This window comes from Nocardia sp. NPDC004278 (genome assembly GCF_053602975.1).
This window is the reverse complement of the sequence record NZ_JBSGEQ010000029.1, coordinates 1-14,926: the sequence shown is the minus strand read 5'-3', so window position 1 is coordinate 14,926 and position 14,926 is coordinate 1. Positions and strand designations below refer to the sequence as shown.

At 63.8% G+C, this 14,926-nt stretch carries 13 protein-coding genes and 1 pseudogene; 7 read left to right on the top strand and 7 right to left on the bottom strand.

Going from position 1 to position 14,926, the window contains the following annotated elements; translation table 11 throughout:
• The first annotated feature begins 164 nt into the window (after nt 1-164).
• Nucleotides 165-857, top strand: a complete 693-nt coding sequence (locus ACWEO2_RS33260; RefSeq protein WP_452408957.1) for a hypothetical protein — start codon at nt 165-167, stop codon at nt 855-857.
• Between the two features lie 20 nt (nt 858-877).
• Here ACWEO2_RS33260 and ACWEO2_RS33255 read toward each other — a convergent pair whose 3' ends face one another.
• The gene (locus ACWEO2_RS33255) at nt 878-1,117 is read right to left on the bottom strand and encodes a hypothetical protein (protein ID WP_452408956.1); all 240 of its coding nucleotides are present in this window, start codon (nt 1,115-1,117) and stop codon (nt 878-880) included.
• On the opposite strand from ACWEO2_RS33255, the gene ACWEO2_RS33250 reads away from it, so the two are divergent.
• Entirely contained in the window at nt 1,110-1,499 is a 390-nt protein-coding gene (locus ACWEO2_RS33250) for a hypothetical protein (RefSeq protein ID WP_452408955.1), read from the top strand. The two genes, ACWEO2_RS33255 and ACWEO2_RS33250, sit on opposite strands and share 8 nt — an antisense overlap.
• 316 nt (nt 1,500-1,815) lie before the next feature.
• On the opposite strand, the gene ACWEO2_RS33245 is transcribed toward ACWEO2_RS33250, so the two are convergent.
• Nucleotides 1,816-2,469, bottom strand: coding sequence for a class I SAM-dependent methyltransferase (locus ACWEO2_RS33245; RefSeq protein ID WP_452408954.1), 654 nt, complete (start codon nt 2,467-2,469; stop codon nt 1,816-1,818).
• 1,122 nt (nt 2,470-3,591) lie between these two features.
• Between ACWEO2_RS33245 and ACWEO2_RS33240 the strand changes: the two genes are divergently transcribed.
• The gene (locus ACWEO2_RS33240) at nt 3,592-3,825 is read left to right on the top strand and encodes a hypothetical protein (protein ID WP_452408953.1); all 234 of its coding nucleotides are present in this window, start codon (nt 3,592-3,594) and stop codon (nt 3,823-3,825) included.
• Nucleotides 3,826-4,252: 427 nt separating this feature from the next.
• Here the strand turns inward: ACWEO2_RS33240 and ACWEO2_RS33235 are convergent, their stop codons facing one another.
• Nucleotides 4,253-4,495: a hypothetical protein gene (locus ACWEO2_RS33235; protein ID WP_452408952.1), complete on the bottom strand. Its 243-nt coding sequence runs from the start codon at nt 4,493-4,495 to the stop codon at nt 4,253-4,255.
• A gap of 702 nt (nt 4,496-5,197) precedes the next feature.
• Here ACWEO2_RS33235 and ACWEO2_RS33230 point away from each other — a divergent pair.
• The gene (locus ACWEO2_RS33230) at nt 5,198-5,479 is read left to right on the top strand and encodes a hypothetical protein (RefSeq protein ID WP_452408951.1); all 282 of its coding nucleotides are present in this window, start codon (nt 5,198-5,200) and stop codon (nt 5,477-5,479) included.
• Between the two features lie 1,098 nt (nt 5,480-6,577).
• Here the strand turns inward: ACWEO2_RS33230 and ACWEO2_RS33225 are convergent.
• The 3 genes from ACWEO2_RS33225 to ACWEO2_RS33215 form a co-directional block, all read right to left on the bottom strand.
• Nucleotides 6,578-7,303, bottom strand: coding sequence for a response regulator transcription factor (locus tag ACWEO2_RS33225; protein WP_452408950.1), 726 nt, complete (start codon nt 7,301-7,303; stop codon nt 6,578-6,580).
• Between the two features lie 16 nt (nt 7,304-7,319).
• Entirely contained in the window at nt 7,320-8,930 is a 1,611-nt protein-coding gene (locus ACWEO2_RS33220) for a hypothetical protein (RefSeq protein ID WP_452408949.1), read from the bottom strand.
• Between the two features lie 568 nt (nt 8,931-9,498).
• Nucleotides 9,499-10,176 carry a VC0807 family protein gene (locus tag ACWEO2_RS33215; protein WP_452408948.1) on the bottom strand — a complete coding sequence of 226 codons (678 nt, stop codon included), beginning with the start codon at nt 10,174-10,176 and terminating at the stop codon, nt 9,499-9,501.
• 253 nt (nt 10,177-10,429) lie between these two features.
• Between ACWEO2_RS33215 and ACWEO2_RS33210 the strand changes: the two genes are divergently transcribed.
• From ACWEO2_RS33210 to ACWEO2_RS33200, 3 genes and pseudogenes are all read left to right on the top strand, one after another.
• The gene (locus tag ACWEO2_RS33210; protein ID WP_452408947.1) at nt 10,430-12,349 is read left to right on the top strand and encodes a histidine kinase; all 1,920 of its coding nucleotides are present in this window, start codon (nt 10,430-10,432) and stop codon (nt 12,347-12,349) included.
• Nucleotides 12,349-12,996: a response regulator transcription factor gene (locus ACWEO2_RS33205; protein WP_354953855.1), complete on the top strand. Its 648-nt coding sequence runs from the start codon at nt 12,349-12,351 to the stop codon at nt 12,994-12,996. The genes ACWEO2_RS33210 and ACWEO2_RS33205 overlap by 1 nt, the downstream gene beginning before the upstream one ends.
• A 237-nt stretch (nt 12,997-13,233) precedes the next feature.
• Nucleotides 13,234-13,443: pseudogene (locus ACWEO2_RS33200) on the top strand (IS3 family transposase); the annotation flags it as partial.
• Between the two features lie 453 nt (nt 13,444-13,896).
• Here the strand turns inward: ACWEO2_RS33200 and ACWEO2_RS33195 are convergent.
• Nucleotides 13,897-14,511, bottom strand: coding sequence for a hypothetical protein (locus tag ACWEO2_RS33195; protein WP_452408946.1), 615 nt, complete (start codon nt 14,509-14,511; stop codon nt 13,897-13,899).
• Nucleotides 14,512-14,926: the final 415 nt, after the last annotated feature.

The following is a 14,926-nucleotide window of genomic DNA, read 5'->3' as shown; positions in this document are numbered from 1 at the left end:
GCCGTTGCCGGTGGCGAACACCCGCACCTGCGCCGACGGTTCGCCGGACGAATCGGTGCAGTGCACCTGCGAATCGACACCATCGAGCAGGCGGTGTCATTCGAGGATTATCTGCCGGTTCGCGGTTTCGCTTCCTTTGAGGGGCAGCGCAATAATGTGGGGCGATGGTCGAGGGTCACCACCCGGCATGTCGGGTGTCGTGGCTGGAGAAGTGGACCCGAACGACTCACACCGTGAACGGCCTTCCCGCACACACCTCCAACACCGTGCTCTTTGCGATCGGGCGATGGCCTGACGCTAATGCTGACGAACCGGACGTGACGGTTGAACCGCATGTCACGGTTGAGTACAGCTACGACGGTAAGTCGGACGCCCCAGCCGCGCTGTGGCAGGGCTTGGTCAGTTTGTCCCGCAAGTATCTCGAACCGCGCCTTCTCGACGAGATCCTCGATCGCGTGCGCCAGGGCGAACGGGTCCGCGTCGTCGGCGGCCTCGTCGACGTGGATCTCGAAGGCTTTCACACCCTGATAGACAAGAAGAGGCCGTTCCGCAGGTGGTCCGAAGTACTGATGACGGACGAGCCTGACAAGGTCCACCTTTCAGTCGCCAAGGGATTCGATGGCGGATGGTTCTTTGACAAGGATCGACCCAACGCGATATTGCTTCCGCGTGTTTACACCGCGCTGACTTCCGAAGAGGACAGGGCACGCGTGGCCGAATCAGCGCAAGATCCCTGGTGGCTGCGGTGGGCATCCTCGCGGTCCTCATCCTCATCGTGGTCTTGGTCATCGTCTTCTTGTGATCAGCCAGGTCATCTTCGCCCGTTGGGCACCACTTGTTCGAGTGGGTGCTGGTAGTTCTGGTGTGTGGTGTTGGATCATGTTGTGGCCGAGTTGGATTCGTTGATGTTGCGGATCAGAGACCAGGTAATCGGCTTGTAGCTGATACATGAAAGCCTTTGCTGTATTGCGGAAACGGCGAAGGCGATCCCGGTCGGGTGGTCGTCGCGATTGTGGATTTGGCCGCGAGCGCTGCCGTTCTTTACGTCGAAGACCACTTCGGGGCAATCCGGCCGTGTCACAATCATTGCTGTGCGGTACGACACGAGGGTGTTCACGACCAGAGCGCATATCCACCTCGCCATACCTGCCTCGCTCTTGATCGTCGCGCTCGCGTCCGCCTGCAGCGATAACTCCGTCAATGAAGCCACCCTCTGTGAGAGCTTCAGCAAGGTGCACGAGAAGGTTCGTCCCTGCGACTTTCCCGCTTGTCTCCATGTGACCATCAGCACGAGTGCCCTTGCCGACGAGGCGTCACGGTACGAAGGCCGTGATCAGGATGGCGTGCACAAGGATGCCGAGCGCCTGCAGGCAGTTGCCGACCGCTACAAGATCACCGCTACCGGTCCCACACCCGATCCTGTGCCCCACAGCGAACTCAATGCCGCGACAGTAACGGTCAGGAACCTGTGTCATCTGACTCCGTTCGGCAGCCGTTAACACTGCAACGGTTTCCACGTGTGAGGATGGCTTCGTCGCCGGTAGTGGCTGAGTCGGGCTTGGTGTTGTCGCAGTGGCGCCGAGGGCGCGGAACGCAACCACCTCGCCGCGCGCCGTCTTTCCGACTGAGAAATCGGGCCCGGCACCGGTATTCGGGTGGTGCAGGTGGTGCAGCGGCTCGATATGCAGGGGCGTTTGGACGTGGTCGACGTGCAGCAGGGCATGCTCGATCACGTGGTGCGCCGGACGCAGCGGCTGGAGACCGTCGTGCCGATGCCCGCGAATTACCGTTTCCGGCAGCGTCTTTCGACGCGGTTTACCTGGCGACCGCGCTCGGGGGAGTCCCATGAGGTTCCTTCACTGTCCAGAACAAGGTGTGTCCGCTGGTTCCTTCCGGGACGAATTCCTCACCGACAACCGTGAGACCAGCCTGCGTGAGCCAGGATCGGTAGGTAGCGGCGTCGGCCTGACTCCACCACATGGTTGCGTCTCCGCCGAGCCAGTTGGGATCGATTCCCGTCCAGGAGTCGTGGCCAGTGGTGGTGACGAACCATCCGTTCGGCCGCAGCCACTCGGCAATTCTGGTCAGTAATAGGGATTGCTCGTCCAGTGGCATGTGGATGAGTGCGTAGAGACAGACGACGGCGTCGAACGACCCCGGTTCGAAGTGGATTGTCGCCGCATCAGCACAGATGAATTCAGCCGTCGGAACAAGCGCACGGGCCTTATCGATTTGAACGTCGCTGATATCGACGCCGATCACCCGGCGGCCGCTGCCCGCCAGCGTTCGGGCGACCGGCATTCCGGAACCGCAACCGAGATCGAGAACAGTCCCCGCAGCAACGACGTGCCGATCCAACTCCCTCAGCCATGCCTCGTACTTGGTGCCACCGCGGAATGCCTCGTCGTAGCGGTCGGACAGCGCGTTGTAACCCCGTCGGACGAGTTCCTTCGGATCTTCTTCGATCATTCGCGCATCCTGTCATCACGCATCGGTCAACGCCGCAGGCGCAGGAGTCGGATTCGAGGCTCGGTAGAACAGGTGTCAGAGATCGGGCTTCATCGCAAGCATTCGCTTCCCGTGCCGTTACCCCCTGTGCCGTAGCCAATGCGGACTGACTCCCAGCGCCGCGGCCTAGGGGAGATGGCTTCTGGCGCATGGTGGTGGGGCCACCGCGCACCGCGGCGTGCTCGAGCAGTGTGCGCATCAGCGGCGGGGAGATCGGCTGCCATCGGATCGTGTGTCCCTTCTCGTGCAGACGCACCAGACAGTCTTCGACGTTGAGGTTGTCGACCGCCAAATGCAGCAAACTTCCTCTGCGGCAGGCAGTTTCGATAAGAAGTCGCACGATCAGAGCATCGAGGGGTCTATCGTTGCCCCTGGTTGAGGCGATACGTCCCAGATTGTGAACCTGGTCGATGGTCAGCGCGTGCCGTGGGGGTGTCGGTTGTCTCGGCCGCGGAACATGCGTCGACGGATTCTTCAGCGGCGGAGCGGAGCGCCTTCTTCGGTGCTTTGGCGGATATCTGAGTGCGCACGTTCAACGATGCTTGTCGCCGGATGATCTTCGAGCGAGGGGGACGATGGGCAGGGTGGAAACTGCACGCACTGTGCAGAACTTTGTCCATATGTCAGTGCCTGTCCCAGGCCAGCTCGAGACTGCCCTGCACAACGCCGCGATGCGGATGGCAAATACCGGGGACTCCCGGCACGGCAAAGTCCTGCAGGCGTCGGCCGCATCGAGTTTCGGCAGCTCCCTGATCTTGCTGCCGGACCTGGCCAACGGGATCTCGTCGACGCAGTTGACGAGCGAACACACACCGCCAGCGAAGGCGCCCGACAAGATCCCGGTTTGCAGTTGTTCACAGGTGTCCCGCAGATCCAGAGGTCCGCCGATCCGGAGAAATCATGTCCGCCAGCCTGGAGCGACATATCCGCCCAGCCGGATTATTACGTGTTCGCGAGCATGTACCTCGCCCTCTGCGGCATCTACGGCGGATCCACCCGACGCCCTGCCTTGTTTGCACAGGCCTGCAAATCTCGGCAGTGGCAGCGGCATACTCTGATCGATAGCATGAAAAGGACTGCACCATGAGCCGCTTGCTCACCAAAACCCTTGCCACAGTGACACTTACCGCCGCCCTCAGCGGAGTCGCTGCGACTCCCGCGATCGCCGACACGCCGACACCCGGTACCGGATCCTCGCTCATCCAGACCGGCTCCGCCGGACTTCAATCCGGTTCCGCGGCGGTCATCAACCCGCTCTACGCATTGCTCTGCGCCCTCGCCACCGCCAGTTCGATCTGCCACATCGGCCCCCTGTAGAACGTCGAGCGCCGGCCCGCATCAGCGTGCCGGCCCGCAATTGCTTTGCGTTGCTACGCAAGCTCGGCCTCGATCGACCTCGTCGGCGCACCTACTCGAGGATCGCTGTCGGCTGCCGTAGACACTCGACCCTCGGTTCCCTCGGCGCGGCCATGCTCCTCGACTGAACAGCCGCGCCTGCGATCGCTGGTCGCGGCGTTCGATCCCACCAGCCGTGCAGACCTGTCCTGCGCAGCCTGCCATGCGCCAGGGCCTGGGACTGACCACCTTCCCTTCGGCAACGAGTTGGCCGGCCGGATCCGAGCCGGACTGTCCAGCCCGGTCCGCGCCGCAAAACGATCACACTGGTTACCGCTGCGATGCCCCAGGATTCGCCGAGGCCAGCTGAGAGCGCCGGTTCGATTCCCGGCGGCTCTCACTTCGATCCTCAACCCTCGCGGCTCCACATCCCACTCTGCACGACCCAGATTCCGTGGGCGCCTTGGGTTGCCGGCTGGCTGAGGTTCAAGCCGACCTTGCCGCCATCGCTGTTGGTGACGAAGACGATCGTGGGGGCGTCGCCGCTAGTTCGGACGTTGGTCCAGCCGAATCGGTTCTGCACGAAAGTCTTTGCGACTTGAATGCGGTCCAGCCGCCAGGGCTGGTGGCCGCTGTCGACGGCCTTCTGCAAGTCGGTGATCTGCTGTGCACCAAGGCCTTCGCCGCCGAAGGGCGTCCCTGACGGTGGGTACGAGCTAGAGTTGGGCTGCGTCGATGCCGATGTAGTGGGTTGCGGGGCAGGGGATTCCGCCGAGGGTGTGTTCGGGTCGCCGCTTCCTGACAGTGGAGATCCATCGCCACCACTCGACTGGGAGGGACCGGCGCCATTGCCCGACAGAGAAGGGGTGCTGGCAGCCGGCGAGGAGGGTGCGGCGACCACGGTCGATGCCGTCGTCGACGACTGGCCCGTCGGCGTCGACGTAGTCGTACAGCCACTGATCGCCGCCGCGGAGGTGAGAATGACGAGAACTGCCGCCGTGACTTGCCGATTGAGCAGGGCGCGAGCGGACAGACCGCGACCAGGGATGGTTTTGTACATAGAACTCCTCGATTAGAAACAGGATTCCGACTGCGGCTCGAAAGGGACCGCGGCCTTTTTGTCGTGCACCCGACCGGGATCGTTAGCTGTTCCCAACAATTACCGAGAAATATATGCCACAGCTCGATAGCGCGAGGCCCAGCGAGTTGTCGGCCTCTCCGGTCATTGAAGGATAGCCACCCATGGGCTTCGACCGTTCTCGTGGGCGGACTGTCATCGCTGGCGAGGAAGCAGCTCGACGGCAGGGCGATAGCGGGAATTCGGATCTGGACTCGTCGATGTCGAGGACCCAACGTGTTCGGCGGCGAGGGTGACTACCGCGAGTTCGAGAGCTTTGGTCAAGCCGGGCGCGGCATTGCCCGCAGTCCCGATGAGTCGCGCGCGGGTGTCAGTGAAGACGAGGCGTGCCTGCTTACGGGCCTCATCCATGGTCTGCAAGGGCCGATGATCAGATCGCTTACCAGTGCCCGTCAAGGCGCTGCGATCGGTACTTTGGTCGAGCGCAATACCCGCTGGCTCAAACACTTACGGCTGGTCGGCGGCAACGAGGATCCTCGCTGCCGTCATTCGCAGTGACCGCCGCGAATCACAGCGTTTCCACCCTGGTAGGGGGGAGGTGGCTGAATTTGCCCTCCCCAGGTTACACATGTGTGCGGGGCATAAACATATACCGGACCCGCGTAGGTAGTGTAATTTCCTTGGTCGATGTGAATATTGCTGGGATCAGCGCTGGAAGAAATTTCGGCCATCATATGAATGGCTGCACCGGGTTGGTCTCTAACGGTCGCAACGCAATTCCAGCCATCCTTGTAAGTAAGAAAGACTGTGCCGCCCTGGAGATCCGCGTGATCGATGACGGAGTAGCCGGCGCCGCACACGCCGTTGTAGGATGCAGCTGCTGCGGTGCCGGACCCTAGCGCCACTGCGCCACCCGCCAATGCTGCAGTAGCTGCCACAGAAACTGCAATAGCGTTTCCGCTTCTCATATCAACTCCGATTTTCTGAGCGTGTCATTGCCTCGAGGCGCCCCGTACTCTACGCAGCCGATAGATCGAAAATATCCGCATTTATGCGGATATGCTGCGCCGACTTCCGATCGCAGCGCCCCGTTTCGGGCGCCCACATGCCTTGCACTTGTGTTGGGGCACTTGATAGTTGGCGCTGGGCCTGGCGTGCTGTCCTTTCAGAGGTGCGCTGCGGCGGGTCGCCGAGCTACTGGCACTCGGCAGCGACCCGGTTCCCCCGCGGGCTGTGCTGGAACGCGCCTGCGGCGGATATCTGAAAGCACACGGGCCCAGCGGATCCCGGGCCAGCGCGCTGACCAACTCCGGCATTCCTTTCCAGGTGAGCGTCACCGGCGGCCGCGGGCAGCTCACCCCGCTATCCGCTACGTTACCGAAACCGGTTCGCAGCACGGCGAATTCGGCACTCGCTCGCCGCCCAATGCGCCGCGATCCGGGGACCTCGCAGCCTGGTTGCCGAGCAACGATGCGACGACGACGAAACTGCTGCGGTCGTTCATCTCGACGCTGTACCCCGATCCGGCGAAAGTCGCCGCACACCATCGCTTCGCCACCTGGACTGGCATCGTCCACCACGCCGACGCACCGCACCATCCCACGCGTCTCGAGGTAAGCGGGCCGAAACATGTTGCGGAGGTGGACTTTACGCGTCTCATGAATTTTGACGAGTCATGGCCACCGCCACCTGAACTCGTGACTGAAGGTCTAGTTTTGCAAGAATGCTGGACACGTGCGACTGCACAGTGCGTGGTGACAAGAACATGGTGGTCGCGATATCGGAGTTGGAGCATCCCTGTGCTACCAGGTCGGCGACTTTGCGTTCGGCCGGTGTGAGCGCCGCCCAGCCGGACTTGGGGCGATTGCGAGGTCCTCGCCGTCCTCGACGAATCCCATACTCCCGTAGGCGCGCTTCGACTCGTGCGATATCCCACTGCGCACCTAATCCGGTATACCTCTCGATGGCGTCGCCGAGGGCGGCCCTCGCCTCGTCGAGGTGGCCGGACATCGCAAGCAGAGCGGCCATGTTTTCGTGTGCCTGCCCCTCGTACCACGGTCGACCCGCTTCTCGGAACGATCGCGCGGCCTCGCCCAGCAGGGCGGGTCGGTTCTCCGCCAGCCCGCGGCACAGTGCCGCAGTGCCGTGGCGGCTGTGTGTCGAGTAGCGCGATGCCAGCTCCTCCGCCGCCGAGGCGACCTTGTCGGCGACATCGCTGCGCCCGGTGATCACTGCCAGCCGCACCATATCCGGGTACAGGTGATGGATCGTGGCCGCGTTCGGGCCCTCCGCGGCTTCAGCGCAGGCGTCGACCATCGTCTCCAGCGCAAGGTCCGGTCGGTCGTGCGCTTCGTGAGCCAGGGCGTCGACCCAGGAGTGCACATGGCGATAGCCACGACTACCTACACGACGGTTCGGAGCAGGCGGCAACGGAGTAATTGTCAAGGTGCCGCGGTGAACGGCGATCAGGGCGACAAAATATTCCACTGCGGGCAGCTGGCCGAACACGTCCGGTGCGACTCGGCAGGACCGCAGATCGGTCATGGCATCGTCCCACCGGCCCTGCAGGAAGTGCAGGCGCGCCAGCTCGAGCAGAGTGGAGGGCAGTGGCGGATTCCGCGACAGCGAGCGCATCGGACACCCGCCCTTGCACGAAGCACGCGTGGGCCAGGAGCCACAGCAGCGAGTCGTGGGTCTGGTCTGGCCGACCGGCTACGGCAGCGTCTTCGGCCAGCGCCCGTTGCGCCGCCGCTTCGGCTTGTGCCGCCTCGCCGTTGCACAGCAGAGCACGCACGTGGCGCACCTGTAATGCGCTACCGCGCTCGGCGTCGAGCCCGACAGTGGCTTTCGCTCTCGTCAAGAGAATGACCGCAAGTTGCGGGGCGCGCGCCATCAGGGTATCGGCGACGTCGATCAGCCACTCCAACCAGTTGGTGTCCAAGGGTGCATCGCTGGCCCGCAGATAGGCCGCGATGCGCTCGACGGGGGCCTCCATCGACATCAGTATCCGTGCAGCCCGCCGCTGCAGTGTCGCGCGCGTGGACGTGGGAAGTTGCTCGGCGAGCACCTGACGAATCAGTTCATGCCGGAACACCAGCTCGTCTCCCGCACGAACCAGAAGGCCGGCCTCGAAGGCCGCGCTGATCACCGTCCACACATCGATGAGTGCGGCGTCGAGCACCGTGGCTAATTCGATCGCTTCCACGCCGGGGCCCAATGCCGCTGCCATCGGCAGGATCTGGCGTGCGGGCAAGGGCAGGAAGTCCAGTCTCCGCGCGATCGCATCGGTCAGTGATCGGGGCAGCGGCAGTGTGCTCGACCCGCCGACCGTGAAATCCCCTGATTCCGGTGTGATTTCGCCGAGCTCGATCAACTCGCCCCGCATCAACCCCGCCAGCAGTTCGATCACGTACAGCGGGTTGCCGCCGGCACCGGACACAAGGGCGGACAAGTGGGGCCCGGCGGGCGAGCCGAGTGCGATCTCGACCAATGCGGCCACTTCTGGCTCACTCATCGGGCCCAGTTGCAGGTGTTCGGCACCCCACGACGCGTACTGTGCGAGCAACGCCGACATCTCGCTTTCTCGCGGCAGGGGCCGGACGGCGACCACGATCACCAGCGGGATGCGTTGGGCGGCTTCGCCCAACCGCCGCAGCGTGAACAGACTCGACGAGTCGGCCCACTGGGCGTCGTCCAGGATCACCACGGTGGGCCCTGCCGCACGGCAGTAGGCTTCGGCCGCGGTGAGAAAACACTCGCTGGTAGCCAGTTCCCGGCTGAACTCGACCTTGTCGGTGGACGGGGCGGGGTACGCCAGTGGTATCGGCTTTCCTGAACTCGATGCGACCGTCCCGGTTGTTGGACGTATTGTTCTCATTGCCGCGAACGGAACGCGTTGTTCGAGTTCTCGTGTTCGGCCCCGCAGGACCTTCACATCCTTTGCCGCGGCCAGTTGTGCGAGTGCGGCAAGGAGCTCGGCCGAGTCACCGAAGCCACGATGCTGCGCCACGTCGACCGAGGACCTGATAGTGGGTGGTCTGTCTACCATTTCTCCCGCCTGGGCATTCACGCTGGACAGCGTTCTTCGTGTGGGACAGTGCGGCCATCGGTTGCACGCCGCCGGGCGTCGCCACAATCGGCGGCCGATTGAGGTACCGCGGTGTCAGGCGAATGTCATCGCGCAGGGGCCGCTCGACGACGTAGGCGGCTACGTTGCCGACACTGACGGCCTCACCGATTTCCTTCTCGGACTACGGAATTCGTGAACAGCAAAACCATTGGGCAGCACCCGGAGACAGTTCGATCGGTCGAGCCGTCCGAGTCCTGCCCGGGATCGGCGGCAGGGTATCGGCTCTGCGACTTTGTTCCGCAAGGCAGTAGACCGTTATTGGGTCTGCGGCGATCAAGGGTTTCCTGATTTACTGGTGGTCAGATTCTTGTCACTGTTCGCGCGATAGCTAAGTTGGCCGTCGACGTGGCGTCAGGCTGTGCGACGGCGACAGATGCGTAGGCTCAACGGTTTCGGCTACTACGACATCACTCGCTTGCCGAGAGCGTCACGAGCTTCTCGGTCGTCATCAATCCGACGGCACGCCCGCCTCGGCGGCGACCTTGGCGCGTGTGCGCGAGTTGCGCACGACCCGAAGGCTACCCACCTCCAAGGCGACGAAGACCACGATGTACTGCAGGCCGCTGACAAGCGGTACCTGGTCGACGGGCAGGGTGTAGGCGAGCACGACCCGCACCACCGCGTCCAGGATCAGACCGACACCCCAGATCGTGGAGGCCCACGCCATAGCCCGCCGGAAAGTTCTCGAACGCTCCCAGCAGATTTCGACGCGTTCGCGCATCGCTCCTGTGGTCAGTGTGCGCACCATCTGGAAATAGAACGGGGTCCGCAGCAGCGTCGCGCACATCCACAGGCCGACGATCGCGGTGAGCCAGCCGTCCTTGGCGAGAACGAATCTGGGGCTGCCGGTAATGAACGAGGCTGCGAGGCTGAGCCCAATGATGCTCATCGTGAACAGCGCCAGCGCATCGACGCGACGCTGAGTAGCGACCGTCCATGAGGCATGGACGGCCGGTGGGATCACACCGAGGGTGACCGCGAGCCATTGATCAACCCCCGCCGCGCGCAGCCCGTAGTACAGGGCGATGGGCGCAACGACATTGATTCCGATATTGATGATTGCGGTGCGCCGAGGATCGGGTGATGTGACGTCACGGTTCGGCACCGTCGGTACGGATGAATTCATCGGATGTCCTACACACTCGGCGGAATTCGTTTCCTGACCGAAGCTACGGACGCCATCGCATGCCGGATATCCGGCTGGCACTCCATCAGGGTAGGGGTAGCCCCACCTTGCTCCGGGACCGAGGGCCCCTGCGCAGGGCACTGATGTGGGTCACACTCGAGGAGACCGCGGGGCGGGGCGCCCCGATCAGGCCAGACGAAAGCGTCGTCGACAGCGGCCGACGAACTCGGCTGGCACAAACGAGGAGGTCGGAATGCGACAGGCGCGTGCTTGTATTCGGGCCCTCTGCTGCGGTCTGGCTCGGTTCGCGCTCGGTCCCCTCGAAGTACTCGCCGCCGCGACCCAGCTCCTGGCGATCGCCCTGGCTTGTATCGGTTTGATCTTTTTCTTTCCGCCCGTTGTCGAGCGCACTCGCGTGGTGACCAGTCTGGCGCGCCGGTTGTCGGGCACCTGGTCGCGGGTGCCCGTCGCCGATCCCTACCGCGCGGCACCGCGAACAGCGGTGCGCGGTGCGGACACCCGTTTCCACGCCTCGGACGGCACGGTATACCCGACGGCGCGAACAGCCGCGTTCGCGCTGCGTTCCCGTTGGATTTGGACCGATCCGGCGACCTGGCGGGACCTCGTGTGGACGCTGGCGGATCCGATCGTTGGCGGTGCGCTGGCGATCGCTCCGTCCGCGCTGATCGGATCAGGGGTTGCCATGCTCGTGCTGCAGCCGGCGGTCGTGGTGGGTACACCGATCGTCGCGTTGGTGGCGGGCTTGCTATGCATGGTCGCGGGTGTGCTTCTCGCACCGAGAATGCTCATGCTGCATGGAAAATGGACTCGGCTGCTGCTTGGACCGGCCTCGGAGGCGGCGATCACGCGGGCAGTCGTGTGGCGTCGCCGGTTCGGAGTCGGGCTGTTGTCCAGCATCCGATGTCTGGTCATCGGTGTGCTGTCGCTGCTGGCTCCGCTGCTGTTGCTGGTCTGTCTGCTGGCGGTGGTGCTCACCGGACCGGTGGTCGCCATGTGGGCGGTGGCATGGGCGCGATGGCTGCCCAATATGTTCCGGCAGTGGGGAATCGGCTGGTTCGGTCGCGAGCTACCGCGGCCTTACGCCTGCGATCCGCGGCGACCGACGATCGCGGGCGACGGCGCGGTTCCGCCCGCAACTGGATGGGCTGGGCTCGTCGCGCGTGCGCGCAACATGTGGTTCGATCCCGCGACCTGGCGGGATCTGCTATGGCTGGCTTGCCAGCCGCTGGCCGGGCCGCCGATGCTCTTGCCAGTGGCATCGATCGGTTACGGCCTGTGGGGTCTGACACTGCCGGTGCTGCAGGCTCCTCTGGGCACGACGCTGTCGCCCTGGTACGGAGAGCTCTTCGGGTCGGTATGGGCGGCAATTATTGTCGGCCCAATCCTGATTACAGCCGGTTTCGTGCTGGCTCCGCCGCTGCTGCAACTGCACGGGCGTTGGTTGGGACTGCTCCTGGTTCCCACAGCTCACGCCCGGCTACGGTCGGAGCGGGAACAGCTCGCGGTCCGGATCGAGCAGCTCACCGAAACTCGTACGGCCGCAACGGACACACTCACCGCGGAACTGCGTCGCATCGAACGGGATCTGCACGACGGTGCGCAGGCTCGCATGGTCGCGGTCGGCATGACCCTGAGCACGGTGGAAGTCCTGATCGACCGCGATCCCGTCGCCGCGAAAGCCCTGGTGGCACAGGCGCGCGACACCTCCGCGGCGGCGCTGGCCGAGCTGCGGGGATTGGTCCGCGGTATCCACCCACCGGTGCTGGCCGAGCGAGGTCTTGTCGATGCGATCCGCGCGCTCGCCCTCGACAGCCCGATACCGGTTCAGGTCGACGCCACCCTCGACACGCCGGTGGACGCCCCGGTGGAATCCGCCCTCTACTTCGCCATCGCCGAAGCGCTGACCAATGCTGTTCGTTACTCCTGTGCCGACCAGATTCTGATCGGCCTGCACGAAGCCTCTGATCTGCTCCGAGTCACCGTCCATGACAATGGAGCAGGGGGCGCCGACCCGACGCGTGGCAGCGGACTGCGTGGCATCGAGCGTCGCCTCGCCAGTTTCGACGGTCGCGTGATTCTCACCAGTCCGCCCGGCGGCCCGACCGTCGTAATATTCGAAGTGCCACATGGACACCGGACCGCGGAGCGCTAGTGCGAATCGTCCTCGCCGAGGATCTCTTCCTGCTCAGAGACGGCATGACCCATCTGCTCGAGGCGCACGGATTCGAGGTGGTCGCCGCCGTGGCAACGGGTCCGGAATTGCAGAAAGCCCTGCGGGATATCACGTTCGAGGTGGCGATCGTGGACGTTCGTCTTCCCCCAACCTGCACCGACGAGGGGTTACAGGCTGCACTGCAGGCTCGCCGAGAACGCCCCGGCCTCCCGATTCTGGTCCTGTCCCAACATGTCGAACAGCTCTATGCCCGTGAGCTTCTCGCGGACGGCACCGGCGCGGTCGGCTACCTGCTCAAGGATCGAGTCTTCAACGCAGACCAGTTCATCGACGCGATCCGCCGCGTCGCGTCCGGCGGCACCGCCATGGACCCCGAGGTGATCGCCAAACTTGTGGCCACTACCGCCACCCGCGATCACCCCCTGGCCACCCTCTCGCCCCGAGAGCGAGAAGTCCTCGCCCTCATGGCCGAAGGCTGCTCCAACACTGCGATCTCCGCCCGCCTCTTCATCAGCGAGGGTGCGATCGGTAAACACACCGCCAATATCTTCACCAAACTCGGCCTCACCCAATCCGATGACACCAACCGCCGAGTCCTCGCCGTCCTCACCTACCTCAACAACTGAGACGGGAATATCGCGCGTGCATCCAACGGCAGCAACCATCCCCCACTCGGCACGTTCCCATCGGCGGAAGTCGATCTGGGATGGGTGACCAGATCCCTGACACGGTATTGAACCCCGCGCGCTGGCGCCGGTCTGCTCTCATTTTGTTATCGGTGGGACGACGAGCGGTGGTATCGAGGGGGATCGCCGTCCCTCGCGCGGCTTCGGCGTCGTCGCTGTCACCGCGCACGGAAGGTGGTGTGGGCGTCGGACTTTCAGTTCGACTCCACGACCGACGGACGGGCGGTGAAGATCGCGTCGATGATCGACGAGCACACCCGGGAATCGCTGCTGCACCTGGTGGAGCGTTCGATCACCGCCGACAAGCTCGTCGCCGAGCTCGAAAAGGTGTTTACCACCAGTGGCGGCCCGCCGAGAGCGCTGCGGATGGACGCAGGAAACGGGCCATCTCAGCGGGATCAACGCCGCTCCCGTGTCGCTTCGAACTACTGTCTGGCCTGGGTGATCCATCCGAAAGAGTGGCCGACGATCGTGCCCGGTTATCGCGCCGCATCTCCTCGTTCCGGTTTGCCCGGGCCGCTCCTGTCAGCGACCCTCATCGGTGCACGCTCCACCAAACCGAGCGGGCATTGTGCGCGGAAGTTGTTCGACGGCAGGCGGGTCTGACCGCAGACACCGCATCCTGATCCGCCTGCCTGGCATCCGAAAAGCCGCAACAGGCGACCTGGCCATCACGGCCGTCATAGGCGCTGGGAGCGTCGTCGCACTCGACCAGGATCAAATGTGGTCGGCGGAACGGAGCTGGGGGAGCACGAACGCCACCACACAGCCCGGCTATCACGCTGCCAGGTAGGCGATTTCAGTGACGCTCGAAATCATCATAGCTGTGCGGTCACTCCGTCATTGCTCCGATCCATGTTCAGCGACAATATCCTCGAATCTTCGCCGATACGCTTCGGCGAGCGCATCTGACTCCGCCAACAGCCAGTCCAATTGGTCGACACCGATCGGATTGTGCAGGCTGATCACTGCTCGTAGGTCGGCGATCTGCCTCGTGACCTCGAGCTCGCCGAGATCCCAGGCGCCGGTTTGAACAGCATCGTCGTTCAACATTCCCGCTAGGGAATAGGAGGCGACAAGGACATTGAAGCACCGAGAATCGCTCAGGTCGGGCTCGTTCCACGTCCGTATCACATAATCCGCGATCGAGACCACGTCCATGAGCCAGGCCGCGAGACCGTCGGGTTCGTCGCACGGCCAATCGTCCGGGCAGAGAATCTCGCGGAATCGTGCGGCCAGGAGGTCCGGATCAGTCCGGGGCGGACCGCCGACCGCTCGGGCCCGACAGAATTCCGTTGAGTCATCGATGAGTTGCCGGAATCCGGGTACCTCACGGTCCGTCCACTCGTCGTGCGTGAGGGCGACCGCTCGGTTCAAGCACGAAGTGGCGACGAGCGCCCGCTGGAACGTGGTAGCCCGGTCCACCAGACTTTGTGCGAGGTCATCATCGAACATGCCGACTGTCTCCTTATCGTGTTCGACTATTCAAGCGGCGTCGACGGATACGGAACGGATCACCAAGGACATTCGTGATCGGGTTGGGTTGTTTCTCCTGAAAAACGGAATCATTGTTCTCCGGAAGGTCGTTCGAGGCCGCGTTGGGCTTTGGCCGAGCGGCGCGCTTGGGGCCGCTGCCGCCTTCGAAAGGGTTGTCGGCGGATGCGCGGGTCATGGCCAGCGGATGGTGCACCTCGACCCGTTGTTCGACCTGGCCGGTTGGAGGCCGCGATCGAAGAGGCGTTGCGCTCGAGCGGTTCGCCGAGCGGATACCGTGCCCACTAGGTCGTGTCTCCTAATGATTTGAGCCATTCCACGATGAGGGCCAGGACGAATCCGGCGCGGTAGGTGATGGCCAGCTTGTCGAAGCGGG